The 18,558-nt window shown below is 62.6% G+C and carries 16 protein-coding genes and 1 other RNA gene; all 17 read left to right on the top strand.

Annotation, left to right across the window (positions count from 1 at the left end; translation table 11 throughout):
* Positions 1-9 precede the first annotated feature (9 nt).
* The 17 genes from rsmI (at position 10) to ftsZ (ending at position 18,483) form a co-directional block, all read left to right on the top strand.
* The gene (rsmI, locus tag AC1MEK_RS05025; RefSeq protein WP_480395153.1) at positions 10-915 is read left to right on the top strand and encodes a 16S rRNA (cytidine(1402)-2'-O)-methyltransferase; all 906 of its coding nucleotides are present in this window, start codon (positions 10-12) and stop codon (positions 913-915) included.
* A gap of 87 nt (positions 916-1,002) precedes the next feature.
* Positions 1,003-1,360, top strand: an RNA gene (gene rnpB / locus AC1MEK_RS05020) — RNase P RNA component class A.
* A 322-nt stretch (positions 1,361-1,682) separates the two neighbouring features.
* Positions 1,683-2,138 carry a division/cell wall cluster transcriptional repressor MraZ gene (gene mraZ, locus AC1MEK_RS05015; RefSeq protein WP_480395152.1) on the top strand — a complete coding sequence of 152 codons (456 nt, stop codon included), beginning with the start codon at positions 1,683-1,685 and terminating at the stop codon, positions 2,136-2,138.
* Positions 2,135-3,082: a 16S rRNA (cytosine(1402)-N(4))-methyltransferase RsmH gene (rsmH, locus tag AC1MEK_RS05010; RefSeq protein ID WP_480395151.1), complete on the top strand. Its 948-nt coding sequence runs from the start codon at positions 2,135-2,137 to the stop codon at positions 3,080-3,082. Before mraZ ends, rsmH begins: the two co-directional genes overlap by 4 nt.
* Positions 3,079-3,372, top strand: a complete 294-nt coding sequence (ftsL, locus tag AC1MEK_RS05005) for a cell division protein FtsL (protein ID WP_480395150.1) — start codon at positions 3,079-3,081, stop codon at positions 3,370-3,372. Before rsmH ends, ftsL begins: the two co-directional genes overlap by 4 nt.
* On the top strand, positions 3,369-5,123 hold the full coding sequence (locus tag AC1MEK_RS05000; protein WP_480395149.1) for a peptidoglycan D,D-transpeptidase FtsI family protein: 1,755 nt from the start codon (positions 3,369-3,371) through the stop codon (positions 5,121-5,123). Before ftsL ends, AC1MEK_RS05000 begins: the two co-directional genes overlap by 4 nt.
* Positions 5,123-6,586, top strand: coding sequence for a UDP-N-acetylmuramoyl-L-alanyl-D-glutamate--2,6-diaminopimelate ligase (locus AC1MEK_RS04995; RefSeq protein ID WP_480395148.1), 1,464 nt, complete (start codon positions 5,123-5,125; stop codon positions 6,584-6,586). Before AC1MEK_RS05000 ends, AC1MEK_RS04995 begins: the two co-directional genes overlap by 1 nt.
* Positions 6,579-7,964 carry a UDP-N-acetylmuramoyl-tripeptide--D-alanyl-D-alanine ligase gene (locus tag AC1MEK_RS04990; RefSeq protein WP_480395147.1) on the top strand — a complete coding sequence of 462 codons (1,386 nt, stop codon included), beginning with the start codon at positions 6,579-6,581 and terminating at the stop codon, positions 7,962-7,964. The genes AC1MEK_RS04995 and AC1MEK_RS04990 overlap by 8 nt, the downstream gene beginning before the upstream one ends.
* Positions 7,964-9,046, top strand: a complete 1,083-nt coding sequence (gene mraY, locus AC1MEK_RS04985; protein WP_480395146.1) for a phospho-N-acetylmuramoyl-pentapeptide-transferase — start codon at positions 7,964-7,966, stop codon at positions 9,044-9,046. The genes AC1MEK_RS04990 and mraY overlap by 1 nt, the downstream gene beginning before the upstream one ends.
* 6 nt (positions 9,047-9,052) lie before the next feature.
* On the top strand, positions 9,053-10,399 hold the full coding sequence (murD, locus tag AC1MEK_RS04980; protein WP_480395145.1) for a UDP-N-acetylmuramoyl-L-alanine--D-glutamate ligase: 1,347 nt from the start codon (positions 9,053-9,055) through the stop codon (positions 10,397-10,399).
* Positions 10,396-11,613 carry a putative lipid II flippase FtsW gene (gene ftsW / locus AC1MEK_RS04975; protein ID WP_480395144.1) on the top strand — a complete coding sequence of 406 codons (1,218 nt, stop codon included), beginning with the start codon at positions 10,396-10,398 and terminating at the stop codon, positions 11,611-11,613. The genes murD and ftsW overlap by 4 nt, the downstream gene beginning before the upstream one ends.
* Positions 11,600-12,673: an undecaprenyldiphospho-muramoylpentapeptide beta-N-acetylglucosaminyltransferase gene (gene murG, locus AC1MEK_RS04970; protein ID WP_480395143.1), complete on the top strand. Its 1,074-nt coding sequence runs from the start codon at positions 11,600-11,602 to the stop codon at positions 12,671-12,673. Before ftsW ends, murG begins: the two co-directional genes overlap by 14 nt.
* Positions 12,666-14,126 carry a UDP-N-acetylmuramate--L-alanine ligase gene (gene murC / locus AC1MEK_RS04965; RefSeq protein WP_480395142.1) on the top strand — a complete coding sequence of 487 codons (1,461 nt, stop codon included), beginning with the start codon at positions 12,666-12,668 and terminating at the stop codon, positions 14,124-14,126. Before murG ends, murC begins: the two co-directional genes overlap by 8 nt.
* Positions 14,123-15,082 carry a D-alanine--D-alanine ligase gene (locus AC1MEK_RS04960; RefSeq protein ID WP_480395141.1) on the top strand — a complete coding sequence of 320 codons (960 nt, stop codon included), beginning with the start codon at positions 14,123-14,125 and terminating at the stop codon, positions 15,080-15,082. The genes murC and AC1MEK_RS04960 overlap by 4 nt, the downstream gene beginning before the upstream one ends.
* A gap of 3 nt (positions 15,083-15,085) precedes the next feature.
* Positions 15,086-15,955 carry a cell division protein FtsQ/DivIB gene (locus AC1MEK_RS04955; protein ID WP_480395140.1) on the top strand — a complete coding sequence of 290 codons (870 nt, stop codon included), beginning with the start codon at positions 15,086-15,088 and terminating at the stop codon, positions 15,953-15,955.
* 15 nt (positions 15,956-15,970) lie between these two features.
* Positions 15,971-17,230 (top strand): cell division protein FtsA, encoded by a 1,260-nt coding sequence (gene ftsA, locus AC1MEK_RS04950; RefSeq protein ID WP_274136172.1) that lies wholly within the window; start codon positions 15,971-15,973, stop codon positions 17,228-17,230.
* Between the two features lie 62 nt (positions 17,231-17,292).
* Positions 17,293-18,483: a cell division protein FtsZ gene (gene ftsZ, locus AC1MEK_RS04945; RefSeq protein ID WP_480395139.1), complete on the top strand. Its 1,191-nt coding sequence runs from the start codon at positions 17,293-17,295 to the stop codon at positions 18,481-18,483.
* The last annotated feature ends 75 nt before the right edge of the window (positions 18,484-18,558 follow it).

The raw sequence follows: 18,558 nt of genomic DNA, 5'->3' as shown, positions 1-18,558 counted from the left end.
ATCTGTACAATGCAGGCTTTAACCCGACATGAGGTGCGCGCTTTGACTGCTCCAGGTGCTTTGAATTCCACTACAGGCTCGCTTTATGTGGTGGCCACGCCGATTGGCAACCTGGATGACATGAGCGTGCGTGCCTTGAAAGTATTGCGCGAAGTTTCATTGATTGCCGCCGAAGATACCCGGCATTCGATCCGGCTCATGCAACATTTCGGCATAGCGACGCCGCTCGCGGCGTGCCATGAGCATAACGAGCGCGAAGAAGGCAGTCGTTTCATTACCAAGCTCTTGGCGGGCGATGACGTAGCGCTGATCTCCGATGCGGGCACGCCGCTGATTTCCGACCCAGGCTATCACCTGGTGCGCCAGGCGCGCGCAGCAGGGATCCAGGTGGTCCCGGTGCCGGGCGCCTGCGCGCTGATCGCGGCGCTGTCGGCGGCCGGCCTGCCTTCCGACCGTTTCATCTTCGAAGGCTTTCTGCCGGCCAAGGCGGTGGGGCGCAAGGCGCGTCTGGAGTTGTTGAAGGAAGAGCCGCGTACGCTGATCTTCTACGAGGCGCCGCACCGGATTCTCGAGTGCCTGCAGGATATGGAAGCTGTCTTCGGCGCCGAGCGGCCTGCGGTGCTGGGCCGTGAGCTGACCAAAACCTTCGAAACCCTCAAAGGCTTGCCGCTGGGCGAGCTGCGCGCGTTCGTCGAGGGCGACAGCAATCAGCAGCGCGGCGAGTGCGTGGTGTTGGTGGCGGGCTGGAGCGAGCCTGAAAGCGAGGACGTGATTGGCGCCGAAGCGCGGCGGATTCTGGATCTGCTGTTGCAGGAAATGCCGCTCAAGCGGGCGGCGGCGCTGGCCGCTGAAATCACCGGCGTGCGCAAGAATCTGCTGTATCAGGTGGCGCTGGATAAACAAAAAGGCGAGTGATCACCGTCCGTCAGCCTGTCACTCAATCGTGGCAAAGGCTTATTAAAGCTTGTTCTTGGGCCGGCCAGCCATTAACCTTGGCGGCGGAGAGTCGATTGGACAGTCGCTGCCTTTCATTGTTCCGCAATGAAGGGGGGAGGAAAGTCCGGGCTCCATAGGGCGGAGTGCCAGGTAACGCCTGGGGGGCGCGAGCCTACGGAAAGTGCCACAGAAAACAACCGCCTAAGCACTTCGGTGCCGGTAAGGGTGAAAAGGTGCGGTAAGAGCGCACCGCACGGCTGGTAACAGTTCGTGGCTAGGTAAACCCCACTCGGAGCAAGACCAAATAGGGTTCCAAGGCGTGGCCCGCGCTGGAACCGGGTAGGTTGCTAAAGATGTCCAGTGATGGCCATCGTAGAGGAATGACTGTCCTCGACAGAACCCGGCTTACAGATCGACTCTCCACTTTTCCCCACCTCTGCTGTTTCTGCACCGTTTTTTTGTCGCAGACTCCCTCCGTCGTAATGCCGAAAAAATCTTAAACCTCATAAAGCACTTTAACTTCGAACGCCATCTCTCTGAGTGTTCTCGCGTTTGTCTGCGCGCAAGATCCGAAATTCTCCGAATCTCCCCCAGAACCCCTCCTAAATCTCCGTCCTGTAAGGGTTTTCCTTAAGAAGTTGCCTTGACGGTGTGGTGGGCGGATTCCTATAGTGTGCGCAAGTGGCGGAAAGTGGCGTGAAGTGGGTTTTTTGAGCTCAAAAAGATAATATTCGGAGAACGCGCCTGTGTTTCGTGGTGCAAACGCAATCAATCTCGACGCAAAGGGCCGTCTCGCTATGCCGAGCCGGTACCGTGACGAGCTCGATTCGCGTAGCTCCGGCCAATTGATCGTGACCATTGATACCGTCGACCCGTGCTTGTGCATCTATCCGCTCCCTGAATGGGAAGTGATCGAAGCCAAATTGCGCGAGCTTGCAACATTTCGTGAAGAAAACCGTCGCCTGCAGCGACTGTTGATTGGTAACGCAGTTGACCTGGAACTCGATGGCAGTGGGCGTTTTCTGGTGCCGCCACGTTTGCGTGAATACGCCAAGCTCGACAAGCGGGTCATGCTGGTTGGCCAGCTGAACAAGTTTCAACTGTGGGATGAGGACGCCTGGAACGCACTTGCTGATGCGGACCTTGCGGCCATTCAAAAACCGGGCGCGATGCCTGATGAACTGCGTGATTTGATCCTGTGACTACGAATAGCGGCTTTACCCACATCACCGTACTGCTCGAAGAAGCCGTCGAGGCTCTCGCGGTGCGCGCCGATGGCTGCTATCTGGATGGCACATTCGGACGCGGCGGGCACAGCCGCCTCATATTGCAGAACCTGGGGCCGGACGGTCGGCTCCTCGGATTCGACAAAGATCCTCAAGCGATTGCCACCGGGCAAGCGCTGGCGGCCGAAGACGGCCGCTTTGTCATTGTGCAGCGCAGCTTTGCCGAGCTGGGCTCGGAGGCTCTGGAACGCGGCATTGCCGGCAAGGTCAGCGGTATTCTGCTGGACCTTGGCGTTTCCTCTCCGCAGTTGGATGACCCCGAGCGCGGCTTCAGTTTCATGAATGATGGCCCGCTGGACATGCGAATGGACCCGTCGCGCGGGATCAGCGCCGCCGAGTTCGTCAACACCGCTTCTGCCGAAGAAATCGCCCGCGTATTCAAGGAATACGGCGAGGAGCGTTTCGCCAAGCGCATGGCGGGCGCCGTGGTCGCGCGTCGCGAAACTCAGCCGTTCGAACGCACCGCCGACCTTGCCGAGGTGCTGAAAGTCGCCAACCCTGCGTGGGAAAAGGGCAAGAACCCTGCAACCCGCGCGTTCCAGGGCCTGCGCATTCACGTCAACAATGAACTGGGCGATCTGGAAGCGGGTCTTGAGGCTGCGCTGGAAGCGCTGGAAGTGGGCGGGCGTCTGGCCGTCATCAGTTTCCACTCGCTGGAAGACCGTATCGTCAAGCTGTTCATGCGCAAGCTGGTCAAGGGCGAGGCGGACAACCTGCCGCGCAACCTGCCGGTTCGCCATCAGGCCTTCGAGCCTCGCATCAAGCTGATCGGCAAGGCGCAGTTCGCCTCCGATGAAGAAACCCGGGCCAACCCACGTTCGCGCAGTGCCGTGATGCGTGTCGCGGAGAAACTCCGGTGAGCCGCGGATTCTTCAAACCCCTGCCGACGGGCAGCTTCTTCATGATGCTGTTGTTCGTGGCCGTGCTGGTTTCGGCAATCGCCGTTTCCTACAGCGCGCACTGGAACCGTCAGTTGCTCAACACCCTGTACTCGGAACTGAGCGTGCGCGACAAGGCGCAGGCCGAGTGGGGTCGTCTGATTCTTGAACAGAGCACCTGGACCGCACACAGCCGCATCGAGGCTCTGGCCACCGATCAACTGAAAATGCGCATTCCCAATGCCGCCGATATCCGGATGGTGTCGCCATGATGAAGCTTGAAGGCGCACTGTATCCGTGGCGTTTCCGTCTTGTCGTCGGCTTGTTGTCGGTGATGGTGCTTGCCATTTCCTATCGCATCGTCGACCTGCAGGTCATCGACCGTCGCTTCCTGATCGAACAGGGCGATGCACGCAGCCTGCGTACCGTTTCCATTCCTGCGCACCGTGGTCTGATTACCGACCGCAACGGCGAGCCGCTGGCCGTGAGTACGCCGGTGACCACCATCTGGGCCAACCCGTCCGAGATGCAGGCCGACAAGAGCAAGTGGGGCCTGTTGGCCCAGGCGCTGGGGCAGGATCCCAAAGCATTGGCCGATCGTCTGAACGAGCAGGCCAGCAAGGAATTCATCTATCTGGTCCGCGGCCTGACCCCGGAGCAGGGCCAGTCGGTGCTCGACCTGAAAGTGCCGGGCGTCTATGGCAAGGAAGAGTTCCGCCGCTTCTACCCGGCCGGTGACGTGACCGCGCACATGGTCGGTTTTACCGACCTGGACGATCACGGTCGCGAAGGTGTCGAACTCGCCTACGACGACTGGTTGGCGGGCGTGCCCGGCAAGCGGCAGGTCATCAAGGATCGGCGCGGCAGGCTGATCAAGGACCTGCAAGTGAAGAAAAACGCCAAGGCCGGGAAGACCTTGGCTTTGTCTATTGATCTGCGCCTGCAATACCTGGCGACCCGCGAGCTGCGCAACGCCATTCAGGAAAACGACGCCAAGGCCGGCAGCCTGGTGATCATGGACGTGAAGACCGGCGAAGTGCTGGCGATGGTCAACCAGCCGACCTACAACCCGAACAACCGCCGCACCATGGTGCCGGCGGCGATGCGTAACCGCGCGATCATCGACGTGTTCGAGCCGGGCTCGACCATGAAGCCGATTTCCATGACCGCAGCCCTGGACAGTGGCCGCTGGAAGCCCAGCGACAAGGTCGAGGTGTATCCGGGCACTCTGCAGATCGGCAAATACACCATTCGCGACGTGACCAAGACCGAGGGTCCGATCCTCGACCTCACCGGCATTCTGATCAACTCCAGCAACGTCGGCATGAGCAAGGTGGCCTTCGACGTCGGTGGCGAGGCGATCTTCCGTGCCATGCAGCGCGTGGGGCTGGGCCAGTACACCGGCCTGGGCTTCCCGGGCGAGCGCGTGGGCAACCTGCCGAACTACCGCGAGTGGCGCAAGGCCGAGACTGCGACATTGTCTTACGGCTACGGCCTGTCGGTGACCGCGCTGCAACTGGTACACGCCTACTCGGCGCTGGCCAACAACGGCAAGATCGTCCCGCTGACGATTCTGAAGACCGACAAGCCGGCAGAGTCGACCCAGGCGATCCCGGAAGCCACCGCGAAAACCCTGCAGACCATGCTTCAGGCCGTTATCGAGGACCCGCGTGGCGTCTACCGTGCCCGTGTGCCGTCGTATCACGTGGCGGGCAAGTCGGGTACTGCGCGTAAGACTTCCGTGGGCACCAAGGGCTACGCCGAGAACTCCTACCGCTCGCTGTTCGCAGGCTTCGGCCCGATGAGCAACCCGCGCTACGCCATCGTTGTGGTCATCGACGAGCCGAGCAAAGGCGGCTACTTCGGTGGTCTGGTATCGGCACCGGTGTTCAGCAAGGTGATGTCGGGCACGCTACGCCTGATGAACGTGCGCCCGGACAACCTCGCGCCGATTCCGCCTGAGCAGCAGGCCAACGCCACTCCGGCTCCGGCCGCCGTTCCAGTCAAGGGAGGGCGCGGCTGATGTCCTTTAACCTGAGCAAGATTTTCGCCCAGAGCGACCGCGACCTGCTGATTCGCGAACTGACCCTCGACAGCCGCAAGGTGCGTCCGGGTGATCTGTTCCTGGCGATTCCGGGCCTCAAGGTCGACGGCCGCGATCACATTACCGATGCCATCGCCCACGGCGCTGCCGCGGTGGCCTATGAAGCCGAAGGCGCCAAGGTGCTGCCGATCACCGACATCCCGATGATTCCGGTCAGGGGCCTGGGCGCGCAGCTTTCCGACATCGCCGGGCGTTTCTACGGCGACCCAAGCCGCAGCATGAACCTGGTCGGCGTCACCGGCACCAACGGCAAGACCAGCGTCACTCAGCTGATCGCCCAGGCGCTGGACAAGCTGGGCCAGCATTGCGGCCTGATCGGCACACTGGGCACCGGCTTCTATAGCGAGCTCAAGAGCGGGATTCACACCACGCCCGATCCAATTTCCGTGCAGTCGACGATCTACGACCTGAAAAAGGCGGGGGCCAAGGCCATCGCCATGGAAGTCTCGTCCCACGGTCTGGATCAGGGCCGCGTCACTGCGCTGGCGTTCGACGTGGCGGTGATGACCAACCTGTCCCGCGATCATCTGGATTACCACGGCACCATGGAGGCCTACGCGGCGGCCAAGGCCAAGCTGTTCGCCTGGAATGACCTGCGTTGCCGCGTCGTCAATCTGGACGATGAATTCGGTCGCCAACTGGCTGGCCAGCAGCATCCTTCGCGGCTGATCAGCTACAGCCAGGAAGACAGCAGCGCCTATCTGTACTGCCGCGATGCAGTGTTTGACGACGATGGCGTGCGTGCGACGCTGGTGACCCCGCAGGGTGATCGCCTGTTGCGCAGCAGCCTGCTGGGCCGGTTCAACCTGAGCAATGTGCTGGCAGCCGTCGGTGCGCTGCTGGGCCTGGACTACCCGCTGGACGACATTCTCAATGTGCTGCCGAGCCTCGAAGGCCCGGTCGGCCGCATTCAGCGCCTGGGTGGCGGTAAGCGCCCATTGGTGGTGGTCGATTACGCCCACACCCCTGATGCGCTGGAAAAAGTCTTGGTCGCGCTGCGGCCACACGCCAAAGGCCAGCTGGCCTGTCTGTTCGGCTGCGGCGGCGATCGCGATCGCGGCAAGCGCCCGCTGATGGCCGAAGTGGTCGAGCGCCTGGCTGACAAGGTACTGGTCACCGACGACAACCCGCGCACCGAAGACCCGGCGCGGATTTTCGACGACATTCGCGCAGGCTTCAGCACGCTGGACGGCATCGATTTCGTCGCCGGTCGCGGTCAGGCCATCGCGCAGATTATCGCTCAGGCGCAGGCCGCCGACGTGATCGTGCTGGCCGGCAAGGGCCATGAGGATTATCAGGAGATCGACGGCGAACGCCATCCGTTCTCCGATCTTGAACAAGCCGCCAAGGCACTGGACGCATGGGAGGCTGCACATGAATAAGCCGCTTTCGTTCAGCGAACTGCTGCTGCCGCTCGACGCCCGTCGGGTCGGCGAAGACGTACATTTCAACGGCGTCAGCATCGACAGCCGGGCCATCGAGTCGGGGCAGCTGTTCGTTGCCCTGACCGGCCCGCGTTTCGACGGCCACGATTACCTGGATCAGGTCGCGGCCAAGGGCGCAGTCGGTGCGCTGGTCGAGCGTGAAGTGCCAGGCAGTGCGCTGCCGCAGCTGATTGTCGGCGATACCCGCAAGGCGCTGGCGCAACTGGGCGCGATGAACCGCAACGCGTTCGTTGATAAACCAGTCGCGGCTATCACCGGTTCCAGTGGCAAGACCACGGTCAAGGAGATGCTCGCGAGCATCCTGCGCACCCGTGGCACCGTGCTGGCGACCAAAGGCAACCTGAACAACGAGCTGGGCGTACCGCTGACCTTGCTGACACTGTCGCCGGAGTTCGATGCGGCTGTGATCGAACTGGGTGCCAACCATGTGGGCGAAATCGCGCTGACCGTCAGCCTGACCAAGCCGCATGTCTCGGTGCTGACCAACGCCGGCACCGCTCACGTGGGCGAATTCGGTGGCCCCGAGAAAATCGTCGAGGCCAAGGGCGAGATCATCGAAGGGCTCGACGCCCGTGGCACTGCGGTGCTTAACCGTGACGACAAGGCGTTCCCGATCTGGGTCGCCCGTGCCGGCGCGCGCAAGGTGCTGAGTTTCTCGACCAAGAACAGTGAGGCGGACCTTTACGCCAGTGACCTGGGTATCGACGCCCGTGGTTGCCCGACCTTCACGCTGCACAGCCCAAGTGGCTCGGCGCAGGTGCAACTGAATCTGCTGGGCGCGCACAACGTTGCCAACGCCCTGGCTGCTGCCGCCGCTGCTCATGCGCTGGGCGTGTCGCTGCCGGGCATCGTCACCGGGCTGAACAACGTGCAGCCGGTCAAGGGCCGCACCGTGGCGCAACTGGCGACCAACGGTATCCGCGTGATCGACGACACCTACAACGCCAACCCGACTTCCGTGGCGGCGGCGACCGACATTCTCACCAGCTTCCCGGGCCGCAAGGTGCTGGTGCTGGGTGATATCGGCGAGCTGGGCGACTGGGCCGAGCAGGGCCATCGCGATGTCGGTGCTTACGCTGCGGGCAAGGTCGATGCCCTGTATGCCGTTGGTCCACTGATGGCCCATGCGGTCAAGGCTTTCGGGCAGCATGCGCACCATTTTGCCAATCAGGCCGACCTGATTGCGGCGCTGGGCGCCGAGCAAGATAAAAACACCACCATTTTGATCAAAGGTTCTCGCAGTGCCGCGATGGAAAACGTCGTGGCAGCCCTCTGCGGTACCCAGACTTACCCCTTGAAGGCGGAGAAACATTAATGCTGCTGCTGCTGGCCGAGTATCTGCAACAGTTCTACAAAGGCTTCGCGGTCTTTCAGTACCTGACCCTGCGCGGGATTCTCGGCGTGCTCACCGCACTGTCGCTCTCGCTGTGCCTGGGCCCCTGGATGATCCGCGCCCTGCAGAACAAGCAGATCGGCCAATCGGTCCGCAATGACGGTCCGCAATCTCACTTGTCCAAATCCGGCACCCCGACCATGGGTGGCGCCTTGATTCTGTCCGCCATCGGCATCAGCACCCTGCTGTGGGCCGACCTGACCAACCGTTACGTGTGGGTCGTGCTGATCGTCACGCTGCTGTTCGGCGGCATCGGCTGGGTCGACGACTATCGCAAGGTCATCGAGAAGAACTCGCGGGGCCTGCCAAGCCGCTGGAAATACTTCTGGCAGTCGGTGTTCGGCCTGGGCGCGGCGATCTTCCTTTATATGACTGCGCAGACGCCGGTAGAAACCACTCTGCTGATCCCGATGCTCAAAGACTTCAGCATTCCGCTGGGCGTGGGCTTCGTGATCCTGACCTACTTCGTGATCGTCGGCTCCAGCAACGCGGTCAACCTGACCGACGGTCTGGATGGCCTGGCCATCATGCCAACGGTCATGGTCGGCGGCGCGCTGGGCATTTTCTGCTACCTGTCCGGTAACGTGAAATTTGCCGAATACCTATTGATCCCTTACGTGCCGGGCGCGGGCGAGCTGATCGTGTTCTGCGGCGCGCTGATCGGTGCCGGTCTGGGCTTCCTGTGGTTCAACACCTATCCGGCCCAGGTCTTCATGGGCGACGTCGGCGCGCTGGCGCTGGGTGCTGCACTGGGCACCATCGCCGTGATCGTGCGCCAGGAAATCGTGCTGTTCATCATGGGCGGTGTGTTCGTGATGGAAACCCTGTCAGTCGTCATTCAGGTTGCATCGTTTAAGTTGACCGGCCGCCGCGTTTTCCGCATGGCGCCGATCCACCACCACTTTGAACTCAAGGGCTGGCCCGAGCCGCGCGTGATCGTCCGTTTCTGGATCATCACCGTGATTCTCGTGCTGATCGGCCTTGCCACGTTGAAACTGAGGTAACGCAGAGTGTCGTTGATCGCGTCTGACCACTTCCGCATCGTTGTCGGCCTCGGCAAGAGCGGCATGTCCCTGGTTCGCTTCCTGGCGAACCGGGGCGTGGCGTTTGCCGTGGCCGATACGCGGGAGAATCCGCCGGAGCTTGCGACGCTGCGCCGTGACTACCCGAACGTGGAAGTGCGCTGTGGCGAGCTGGATGTGGAATTTCTCTGCCGCGCCGACGAGCTGTACGTGAGCCCGGGTCTGGCCCTGGCCACCCCGGCGCTGCAGGCTGCGGCCGCCCGTGGCGTGAAGCTGTCCGGTGACATCGAGCTGTTCGCGCGTAACGCGAAGGCGCCGATCATCGCCATCAGCGGTTCCAACGCGAAAAGCACCGTGACCACGCTGGTCGGCGAAATGGCCGCCGCGGCGGGCAAGCGCGTGGCCGTTGGCGGCAACCTGGGCACGCCGGCGCTGGACCTGCTCAGCGACGATATCGAGTTGTACGTGATGGAGCTGTCGAGCTTCCAGCTGGAAACCACCGATCAGCTGGGCGCTGAAGTGGCCACCGTGCTCAACGTCAGCGAAGACCACATGGACCGCTACAGCGGCCTGCCTGCTTACCACCTGGCCAAGCACCGGATTTTCCGTGGTGCGCGTCAGGTCGTGGTCAATCGTCAGGACGCGCTGTCGCGACCATTGATCGGCGAAGGGGTGCCGTGCTGGACCTTTGGTCTGAACCGACCTGACATCAACGGCTTCGGTCTGCGAGAAGAGAACGGCGAAAAATACCTGGCGTTCCAGTTCGACAACCTGATGCCGGTGAGCGAGCTGAAAATCCGTGGTGCGCACAATCAGGCCAATGCGCTTGCGGCGTTGGCGCTGGGCCACGCGGCGGGCTTGCCGTTCGAGCCGATGCTCCAGGCACTTCGCAGCTTTGCCGGGCTGGTGCACCGTTGCCAGTGGGTACGCGAGCGCAATGGCGTGAGCTACTACGACGACTCCAAGGCCACCAACGTTGGCGCCGCACTGGCTGCCATCGAAGGCCTGGGCGCGGACATCAACGGCCAATTGGTACTGATCGCCGGTGGCGACGGCAAGGGCGCGGACTTCTCTGCGTTGAAAGCGCCGGTCGCCAGACATTGCCGCGCCGTCGTGCTGCTGGGCCGCGATGCCGAGTTACTCGCCGCGACCTTTGGCGATTCGGTGCCCCTGATCCGCGTCAAGACATTGGAAGAAGCTGTGCAACGTGCTGCCGAACTGGCTGTGCAGGGGGACGCCGTGTTGCTGTCTCCAGCCTGCGCAAGCCTGGACATGTTCAAGAATTTCGAAGAACGCGGACGCCTGTTCGCTCAGGCCGTGGGGGACTTGTCATGATTTTTGGCGTGATCAAGCCTTTCCCGTCGCCGATCATCAGCGGCCGTGGCGTCGACGTCGACTTCCCGATGCTCGCCGGCTGCCTGGCGCTGCTGGGCCTGGGCCTGGTGATGATCACTTCTGCATCCTCGGAAGTAGCTGCCGTGCAGTCCGGCAACGCGCTGTACATGATGACCCGGCACCTGATCTATCTGGTGCTGGGGCTGGCGGCCTGTGTCGCCACCATGATGATTCCGGTCGCCACCTGGCAACGTCTGGGCTGGCTGATGCTGTTGGGCGCCTTCGGCCTGCTGATTCTGGTGATCGTGCCCGGGATCGGGCGCGAGGTGAACGGTTCGATGCGCTGGATCGGCTTCGGCATGTTCAACGTGCAGCCGTCGGAAATCGCCAAGGTGTTCGTGGTGATTTTCCTCGCCGGTTACCTGATTCGTCGTCAGACCGAAGTGCGCGAAAGCTGGATGGGCTTCTTCAAGCCGTTCATCGTATTGCTGCCCATGGCTGGCCTGTTGCTGATGGAGCCTGACTTCGGTGCCACCGTCGTGATGATGGGCGCCGCCGCGGCAATGCTGTTCCTCGGTGGCGTGGGCCTGTTCCGCTTCACCCTGATGGTGGCGCTGGCGGTTGCGGCCGTGTTCATTCTGGTACAGGCGCAGCCTTACCGGATGGCGCGTCTGATCACCTTTACCGACCCATGGTCCGATCAGTTCGGTTCCGGTTACCAGCTGACCCAGGCGCTGATTGCCTTCGGTCGCGGCGAGTGGTTCGGTGTCGGCCTGGGCAACAGCGTGCAGAAGCAGTTCTACCTGCCTGAAGCGCACACCGACTTCGTGTTCTCGGTGCTGGCCGAAGAACTGGGCGTGGTCGGTTCGCTGATCACCGTGGCCCTGTTCATGTTCGTCAGTATCCGCGCGATGTACATCGGCATGTGGGCCGAGCGCGCCAAGCAGTTCTTCGCGGCGTACACCGCCTATGGCCTGGCGTTTCTGTGGATCGGCCAGTTCCTGATCAACATCGGTGTGAACGTCGGCCTGTTGCCGACCAAGGGTCTGACTCTGCCGTTCCTCAGTTATGGCGGCAGCTCCTTGATCATCTGCTGCGCCAGCCTTGGGCTGTTGCTGCGCATCGAGTGGGAATCGCGCAACAACATGGGCAGTGAAGAAGCCGAATTCAGTGAAAGCGACTTTGCCGAGGAGCCTGCCCATGGCCGCCGGTAATGTGCTGATCATGGCCGGTGGCACCGGCGGACACGTGTTCCCGGCGCTGGCCTGCGCCCGCGAGTTCCAGGCGCGCGGCTATACCGTGCACTGGCTGGGTACGCCACGGGGTATCGAGAACGAACTGGTGCCGGCGGCCGGGCTGCAACTGCACCTGATCAATGTCACCGGCCTGCGCGGCAAGGGGCGGCTGTCCCTGCTCAAGGCGCCTTTCATGTTGCTCAAGGCGTTGCTGCAGGCGCGCAAGGTCGTGCGTCAGCTCAAGCCGGTCTGCGTGGTCGGTTTTGGCGGTTACGTGACAGGCCCCGGCGGCCTGGCGGCGAAGCTGTCCGGCGTGCCGCTGATCATCCACGAGCAGAACGCCGTGGCCGGAACCGCCAACCGCAGCCTGGCGTCGTTCGCTGCGCGCGTGTGCGAGGCGTTCCCGCAGACCTTCGCGGCCTCGGCCAAGCGTCGCACCACCGGCAACCCGGTGCGCGCCGAACTGTTCTTCGAAACGCCGCGTCAGGCGCTGGAGGGGCGCCGGCCGCGTCTGCTGGTGCTGGGCGGAAGCCTGGGCGCCGAGCCTTTGAACAAACTGCTGCCCGAGGCGCTGTCTCAGGTGCCCGCAGAGCTGCGTCCTGAAGTGTTTCATCAGGCCGGCAAGAATCACGATGAAGTCACCACCGAGCGTTATCGCGCGGCGGGTGTCGAGGCGCAGGTCGCGCCCTTCATCAAAGACATGGCCCAGGCCTATGGCTGGGCGGATCTGGTGGTGTGCCGCGCAGGCGCGCTGACCATCAGTGAACTGGCAGCCGCTGGCCTGCCGTCGTTGCTGGTGCCGCTGCCCCACGCGATCGACGATCACCAGTCGCGCAATGCCGAATATCTGGCTCGTGAAGGCGCTGCCTTCGTTATGCCACAGAGGACAACTGGCGCCGCCGATATGGCCGCTCGCCTGAAAGAGGTTTTGATGCAACCCGAACAACTCAAACGCATGGCTGCCACGGCCCGCCAACTGGCCAAGCCGGACGCCACCAACACCGTCGTCGATGTCTGCCTGGAGGTGGCCCATGGTTGAGAATCAACGCGCGATGCCACAGCCGGAAATGCGTCGTATCCGTCGCATCCACTTCGTCGGTATTGGCGGTGTGGGCATGTGCGGGATCGCCGAGGTGTTGCTGAACCTGGGTTACGCCGTCTCGGGTTCGGACCTCAAGGCTTCCCCGGTGACCGAGCGCCTGAAGACCTTCGGCGCTGAAATCTTCATTGGCCACCGCGCCGAGAACGCTGCCGCCGCTGACGTGCTGGTGGTGTCCAGCGCCGTGAACACGTCCAACCCGGAAGTGGCAACCGCGCTCGAGCGTCGCATTCCGGTGGTGCCTCGTGCCGAGATGCTGGCCGAGTTGATGCGCTATCGCCATGGCATCGCAGTCGCCGGCACCCACGGCAAGACCACCACCACCAGCTTGCTGGCCTCGGTGTTCGCCGCCGGTGGCCTGGACCCGACCTTCGTGATCGGTGGCCGCCTGAACGCTGCCGGTACCAACGCGCAGCTCGGCACCAGCCGTTACCTGATCGCTGAAGCGGACGAAAGCGACGCCAGCTTCCTGCACCTGCAGCCGCTGGTGGCCGTGGTCACCAACATCGACGCCGACCACATGGCGACCTACGAAGGCGACTTCAACAAACTGAAGAAAACCTTCGTCGAGTTCCTGCACAACCTGCCGTTCTATGGGCTGGCCGTGGTCTGCACCGACGATCCGGTAGTGCGCGACATCCTGCCGTCGGTCAAGCGTCCGGTGGTCACCTATGGCTTCAATGAAGAAGCCGACGTGCGCGCGATCAACGTGCGCCAGGAAGGCATGCGCACTCACTTCACCGTGCTGCGCCGCGACCGCGAGCCGCTGGATGTCTCGGTGAACATGCCGGGCAACCACAACGTACTGAACTCGCTGGCGACCATCGCGATCGCGACTGACGAAGGCATCACCGACGAAGCCATCGTCCAGGGCCTGTCGGGCTTCCAGGGCGTGGGTCGGCGCTTCCAGGTCTACGGCGAGCTGCCGGTCGAAGGCGGCAACGTCATGCTGGTCGACGACTACGGCCATCACCCGCGTGAAGTGGCCGCAGTGATCAATGCCGTGCGCGGCGGCTGGCCGGATCGTCGCCTAGTCATGGTTTACCAGCCGCACCGCTACAGCCGTACCCGCGATCTCTACGACGACTTCGTGCAGGTGCTGGGCGACGCCAACGTTCTGCTGCTGATGGAAGTCTATCCGGCCGGCGAAGAGCCGATTCCCGGTGCGGACAGCCGCCAGCTGGCCCACAGCATCCGCCAGCGCGGCCAACTGGACCCGATCTACATCGAGCGTGGCGTCGAGCTCGCCCCGCTGGTCAAGCCACTGCTGCGTGCTGGCGACATCCTGCTGTGTCAGGGTGCCGGCGACATCGGCGGCCTGGCGCCGCAACTGCTCAAGAGCCCGTTGTTCACGGGCGCCATCGTGGCCTCGACCGAAGGTAAGCTGAAATGACAGCCGCCGCGCAAGTCTCCCTGTTCTCGACCCTGAAGCCTGAAAGCTTCGGTCGGGTCGCTGTGCTCTTCGGTGGCAAGAGCGCAGAGCGGGAGGTTTCCCTGAAATCCGGCAAGGCCGTGCTCGATGCACTGCTCGGCGGGGGCGTGGATGCCTTCGGCATCGACGTGGGCGACGATTTCCTGCAGCGTCTCGCCAGCGAGAAGATCGACCGCGCCTTCATCGTGCTGCACGGCCGGGGTGGCGAAGACGGTACCATGCAAGGCCTGCTCGAATGCCTGAACATTCCGTACACCGGCAGCGGCGTACTGGCTTCGGCACTGGCGATGGACAAGCTGCGCACCAAGCAGGTCTGGCAGAGCCTGGGCCTGCCGACGCCGCTGCATGCGGTATTGGCCAGTGAGGCGGATTGTATTTCGGCAGCGACGGAACTGGGCTTTCCTTTGATCGTCAAACCCGCCCATGAAGGCTCCAGTATCGGTATGGCCAAGGTGACCGGCGTCGACGAATTGATCGCCGCATGGACCGCTGCCAGTACCTACGATTCGCAAGTGTTGGTCGAACAATGGATTCAAGGTCCGGAGTTCACCGTCGCCTCTCTGCGCGGGCAGGTATTGCCGCCCATCGGCCTGGGCACTCCCCACAGCTTCTACGACTACGACGCCAAGTACCTGGCCAGCGATACCCAGTACCGGATTCCCTGCGGCCTCGATGCCGACAAGGAACAGGAACTGAAAACGCTGACCGCTCGTGCCTGCGAAGCCGTGGGCATTGCCGGGTGGGCGCGTACCGATGTCATGCAGGACGCCGATGGCAAGTTCTGGCTGCTGGAAGTCAACACCGTTCCGGGGATGACCGACCACAGCCTGGTGCCCATGGCCGCGAAAGCGGCGGGGCTCGATTTCAACCAGTTGGTGTTGGCGATTCTGGCCGACAGTGTCCAGGTGCGAGGGTAAATCATGCACGGCGCGACGCTTCGTCATCAGCAATCATCACCGAGCCGCAAGCCGGTGCCTCGCGGTGCCAGCCGGATGGTGGCCAAGGAGCCGCTGTCGGCGCGCATGCCGCGGCCGAATTTTGGCTTCCTGCGCGCGCTGATGTGGCCGGTGCTGCTGGTGGTGCTGGGCTTCGGCACCTACGAAGCGGCCCAGCGCCTGCTGCCGTATGCCGACCGGCCGATCTCGCGGATCAACGTTCAGGGCGACCTGAGTTACATCAGCCAGCAGGCCGTGCAGCAGCGGATCGCGCCGTACGTGGCCACCAGTTTCTTCCAGATCGACTTGGCCGGGATGCGTACCGAGCTCGAGCAGATGCCGTGGATCGCCCACGCCGAGGTCCGCCGCGTGTGGCCGGATCAGGTGGTGATCCGCCTGGAAGAACAGTTGCCGGTTGCGCGCTGGGGCGATGAGGCCCTGCTCAACAACCAGGGTCAGGCGTTCACCCCGCGCGAGCTGGCCAACTACGAACACCTTCCGCAGTTGTTCGGGCCCGTGCGGGCTCAACAGCAGGTGATGCAGCAGTACCAGGTCCTGAGTCAGATGTTGCGCCCGCTGGGCTTCTCCATCGCTCGCCTGGAGCTGCGCGAGCGGGGCAGCTGGTTCCTGACCACTGGCGCCAACAACGCAGGCCCGGGCCTGGAGTTGCTGCTGGGTCGCGACCACCTGGTGGAGAAGATGCGCCGCTTTATCGCCATCTACGAAAAAACGCTTAAAGAACAGATCACGAACATTGCGCGAGTAGACCTGCGCTACAACAACGGCCTGGCCGTTGGGTGGCGTGAGCAGGCACCAGCGCCAACGACGGACAAACCCGTCGTCGCGAAGAATTGATAAGAGGCAGGACCCATGGCAAACGTGCAAAGCGGCAAAATGATCGTCGGATTGGATATCGGCACCTCCAAGGTGGTGGCGCTGGTGGGCGAAGTCGCGGCTGATGGCACGCTGGAAATCGTCGGTATCGGCACTCATCCGTCCCGCGGCCTGAAGAAGGGGGTGGTGGTGAATATCGAGTCGACCGTGCAGTCGATTCAGCGCGCCGTCGAAGAAGCGCAGCTGATGGCGGGCTGCCGCATTCACTCGGCATTCGTCGGTGTCGCCGGCAATCACATCCGCAGCCTGAACTCCCACGGCATCGTGGCGATTCGTGACCGCGAAGTGAGCTCGGCCGACCTTGAGCGCGTCCTTGACGCTGCACAAGCGGTGGCGATTCCGGCTGACCAGCGCGTCCTGCACACCCTGCCGCAGGATTACGTGATCGATAACCAGGAAGGCGTTCGCGAACCTCTGGGCATGTCGGGCGTGCGCCTGGAAGCCAAGGTCCATGTGGTGACTTGCGCGGTCAACGCTGCGCAGAACATCGAGAAATGCGTGCGCCGCTGTGGCCTGGAAGTCGACGACATCATTCTGGAGCAGCTGGCTTCGGCCTATTCGGTGCTGACCGACGACGAGAAAGAACTGGGCGTGTGCCTGGTGGACATCGGCGGCGGCACCACCGACATCGCGATCTTCACCGAAGGCGCGATCCGTCACACCGCGGTGATCCCGATCGCCGGCGATCAAGTGACCAACGACATCGCGATGGCCCTGCGTACTCCAACCCAGTACGCCGAGGAGATCAAGATCCGTTACGCCTGTGCACTGGCCAAGCTGGCTGGCGCGGGCGAAACCATCAAGGTTCCGAGCGTGGGCGACCGTCCACCGCGCGAACTGTCCCGTCAGGCACTCGCCGAAGTGGTCGAGCCACGCTATGACGAGCTGTTCACCCTGATCCAGGCCGAGCTGCGTCGCAGCGGCTACGAAGACCTGATCCCGGCCGGCATCGTGCTGACCGGCGGCACCTCGAAAATGGAAGGCGCGGTCGAACTGGCGGAAGAAATCTTCCACATGCCGGTTCGCCTGGGCGTTCCGCACAGCATCAAGGGTCTGGCGGACGTCGTTCGCAACCCGATCTACTCCACCGGTGTTGGCCTGCTGCTGTACGGACTGCAAAAGCAGTCCGACGGCATCACGCTGTCGGGCTTGTCCGGCCCCGGTAGCAGTTATAGCGATGAACCGAAGGCACCCGTGCTTGAGCGCCTCAAGCGGTGGGTCCAGGGGAATTTCTAAGTTTCAAAAAGTGGTAGGCGGCAGTAGGCGATAAAAAACTAGAGAAGTGAAGGAGAGGGAACATGTTCGAGCTCGTAGACAACATCCCACAAAGCCCGGTAATCAAGGTTATCGGCGTCGGTGGCGGCGGCGGCAACGCGGTCAATCACATGGTCAAGAGCAACATTGAGGGCGTCGAGTTCATCTGCGCCAACACTGATGCTCAAGCACTGAAAAACATTGGCGCACGGACCATTCTGCAACTGGGTACCGGTGTGACCAAGGGCCTGGGTGCAGGTGCCAACCCTGAAGTAGGTCGTCAGGCCGCACTGGAAGATCGTGAGCGCATTGCGGAAGTTCTGCAGGGCACCAACATGGTTTTCATCACCACCGGCATGGGTGGCGGTACCGGTACCGGTGCTGCGCCGATCATCGCCGAAGTGGCGAAGGAAATGGGCATCCTGACCGTTGCAGTGGTCACCCGTCCGTTCCCGTTCGAAGGCCGCAAGCGCATGCAGATCGCCGATGAAGGCATCCGCGCGCTGTCCGAAAGCGTCGACTCGTTGATCACCATCCCCAACGAGAAGCTGCTGACCATCCTGGGCAAGGACGCGAGCCTGCTGTCCGCCTTCGCCAAGGCTGACGATGTACTGGCCGGTGCCGTTCGCGGTATCTCCGACATCATCAAGCGTCCGGGCATGATCAACGTCGACTTCGCCGACGTACGCACCGTGATGTCTGAAATGGGCATGGCGATGATGGGTACCGGCGCTGCCAGCGGTCCAAACCGTGCGCGTGAAGCCACCGAAGCTGCGATCCGCAACCCGCTGCTCGAAGACGTCAACCTGCAGGGCGCTCGCGGCATCCTGGTCAACATCACTGCAGGTCCCGACCTGTCCCTGGGTGAGTACTCGGACGTGGGTAGCATCATCGAAGCGTTCGCCTCCGAGCACGCCATGGTCAAGGTCGGTACCGTTATCGATCCGGACATGCGCGACGAGCTGCACGTGACCGTGGTTGCCACCGGCCTGGGTGCGAAGATCGAGAAGCCTGTGAAGGTCATCGACAACACCATGCAAACCGCTCAAGCCGCCCCTGTGCAGCAACAGCAGGTTCGTCAGGAGCAGCCATCGGTGAACTACCGCGATCTGGACCGTCCTACCGTGATGCGCAACCAGGCACACGCAGGCGCGACAGCGGCGGCGAAGATGAATCCGCAAGACGATCTGGATTACCTGGACATTCCAGCTTTCCTGCGTCGTCAGGCTGATTGATGAGTTCTATCAGGGGTATAAGGGTGATTGGTGTTCAGCAAAGGCGAGGTCTGCTATCATCGCCAGCCTTTGTTG

This window comes from Pseudomonas sp. 2 (assembly GCF_056627435.1).
This window is presented reverse-complemented; position numbering and strand designations above follow the sequence as displayed.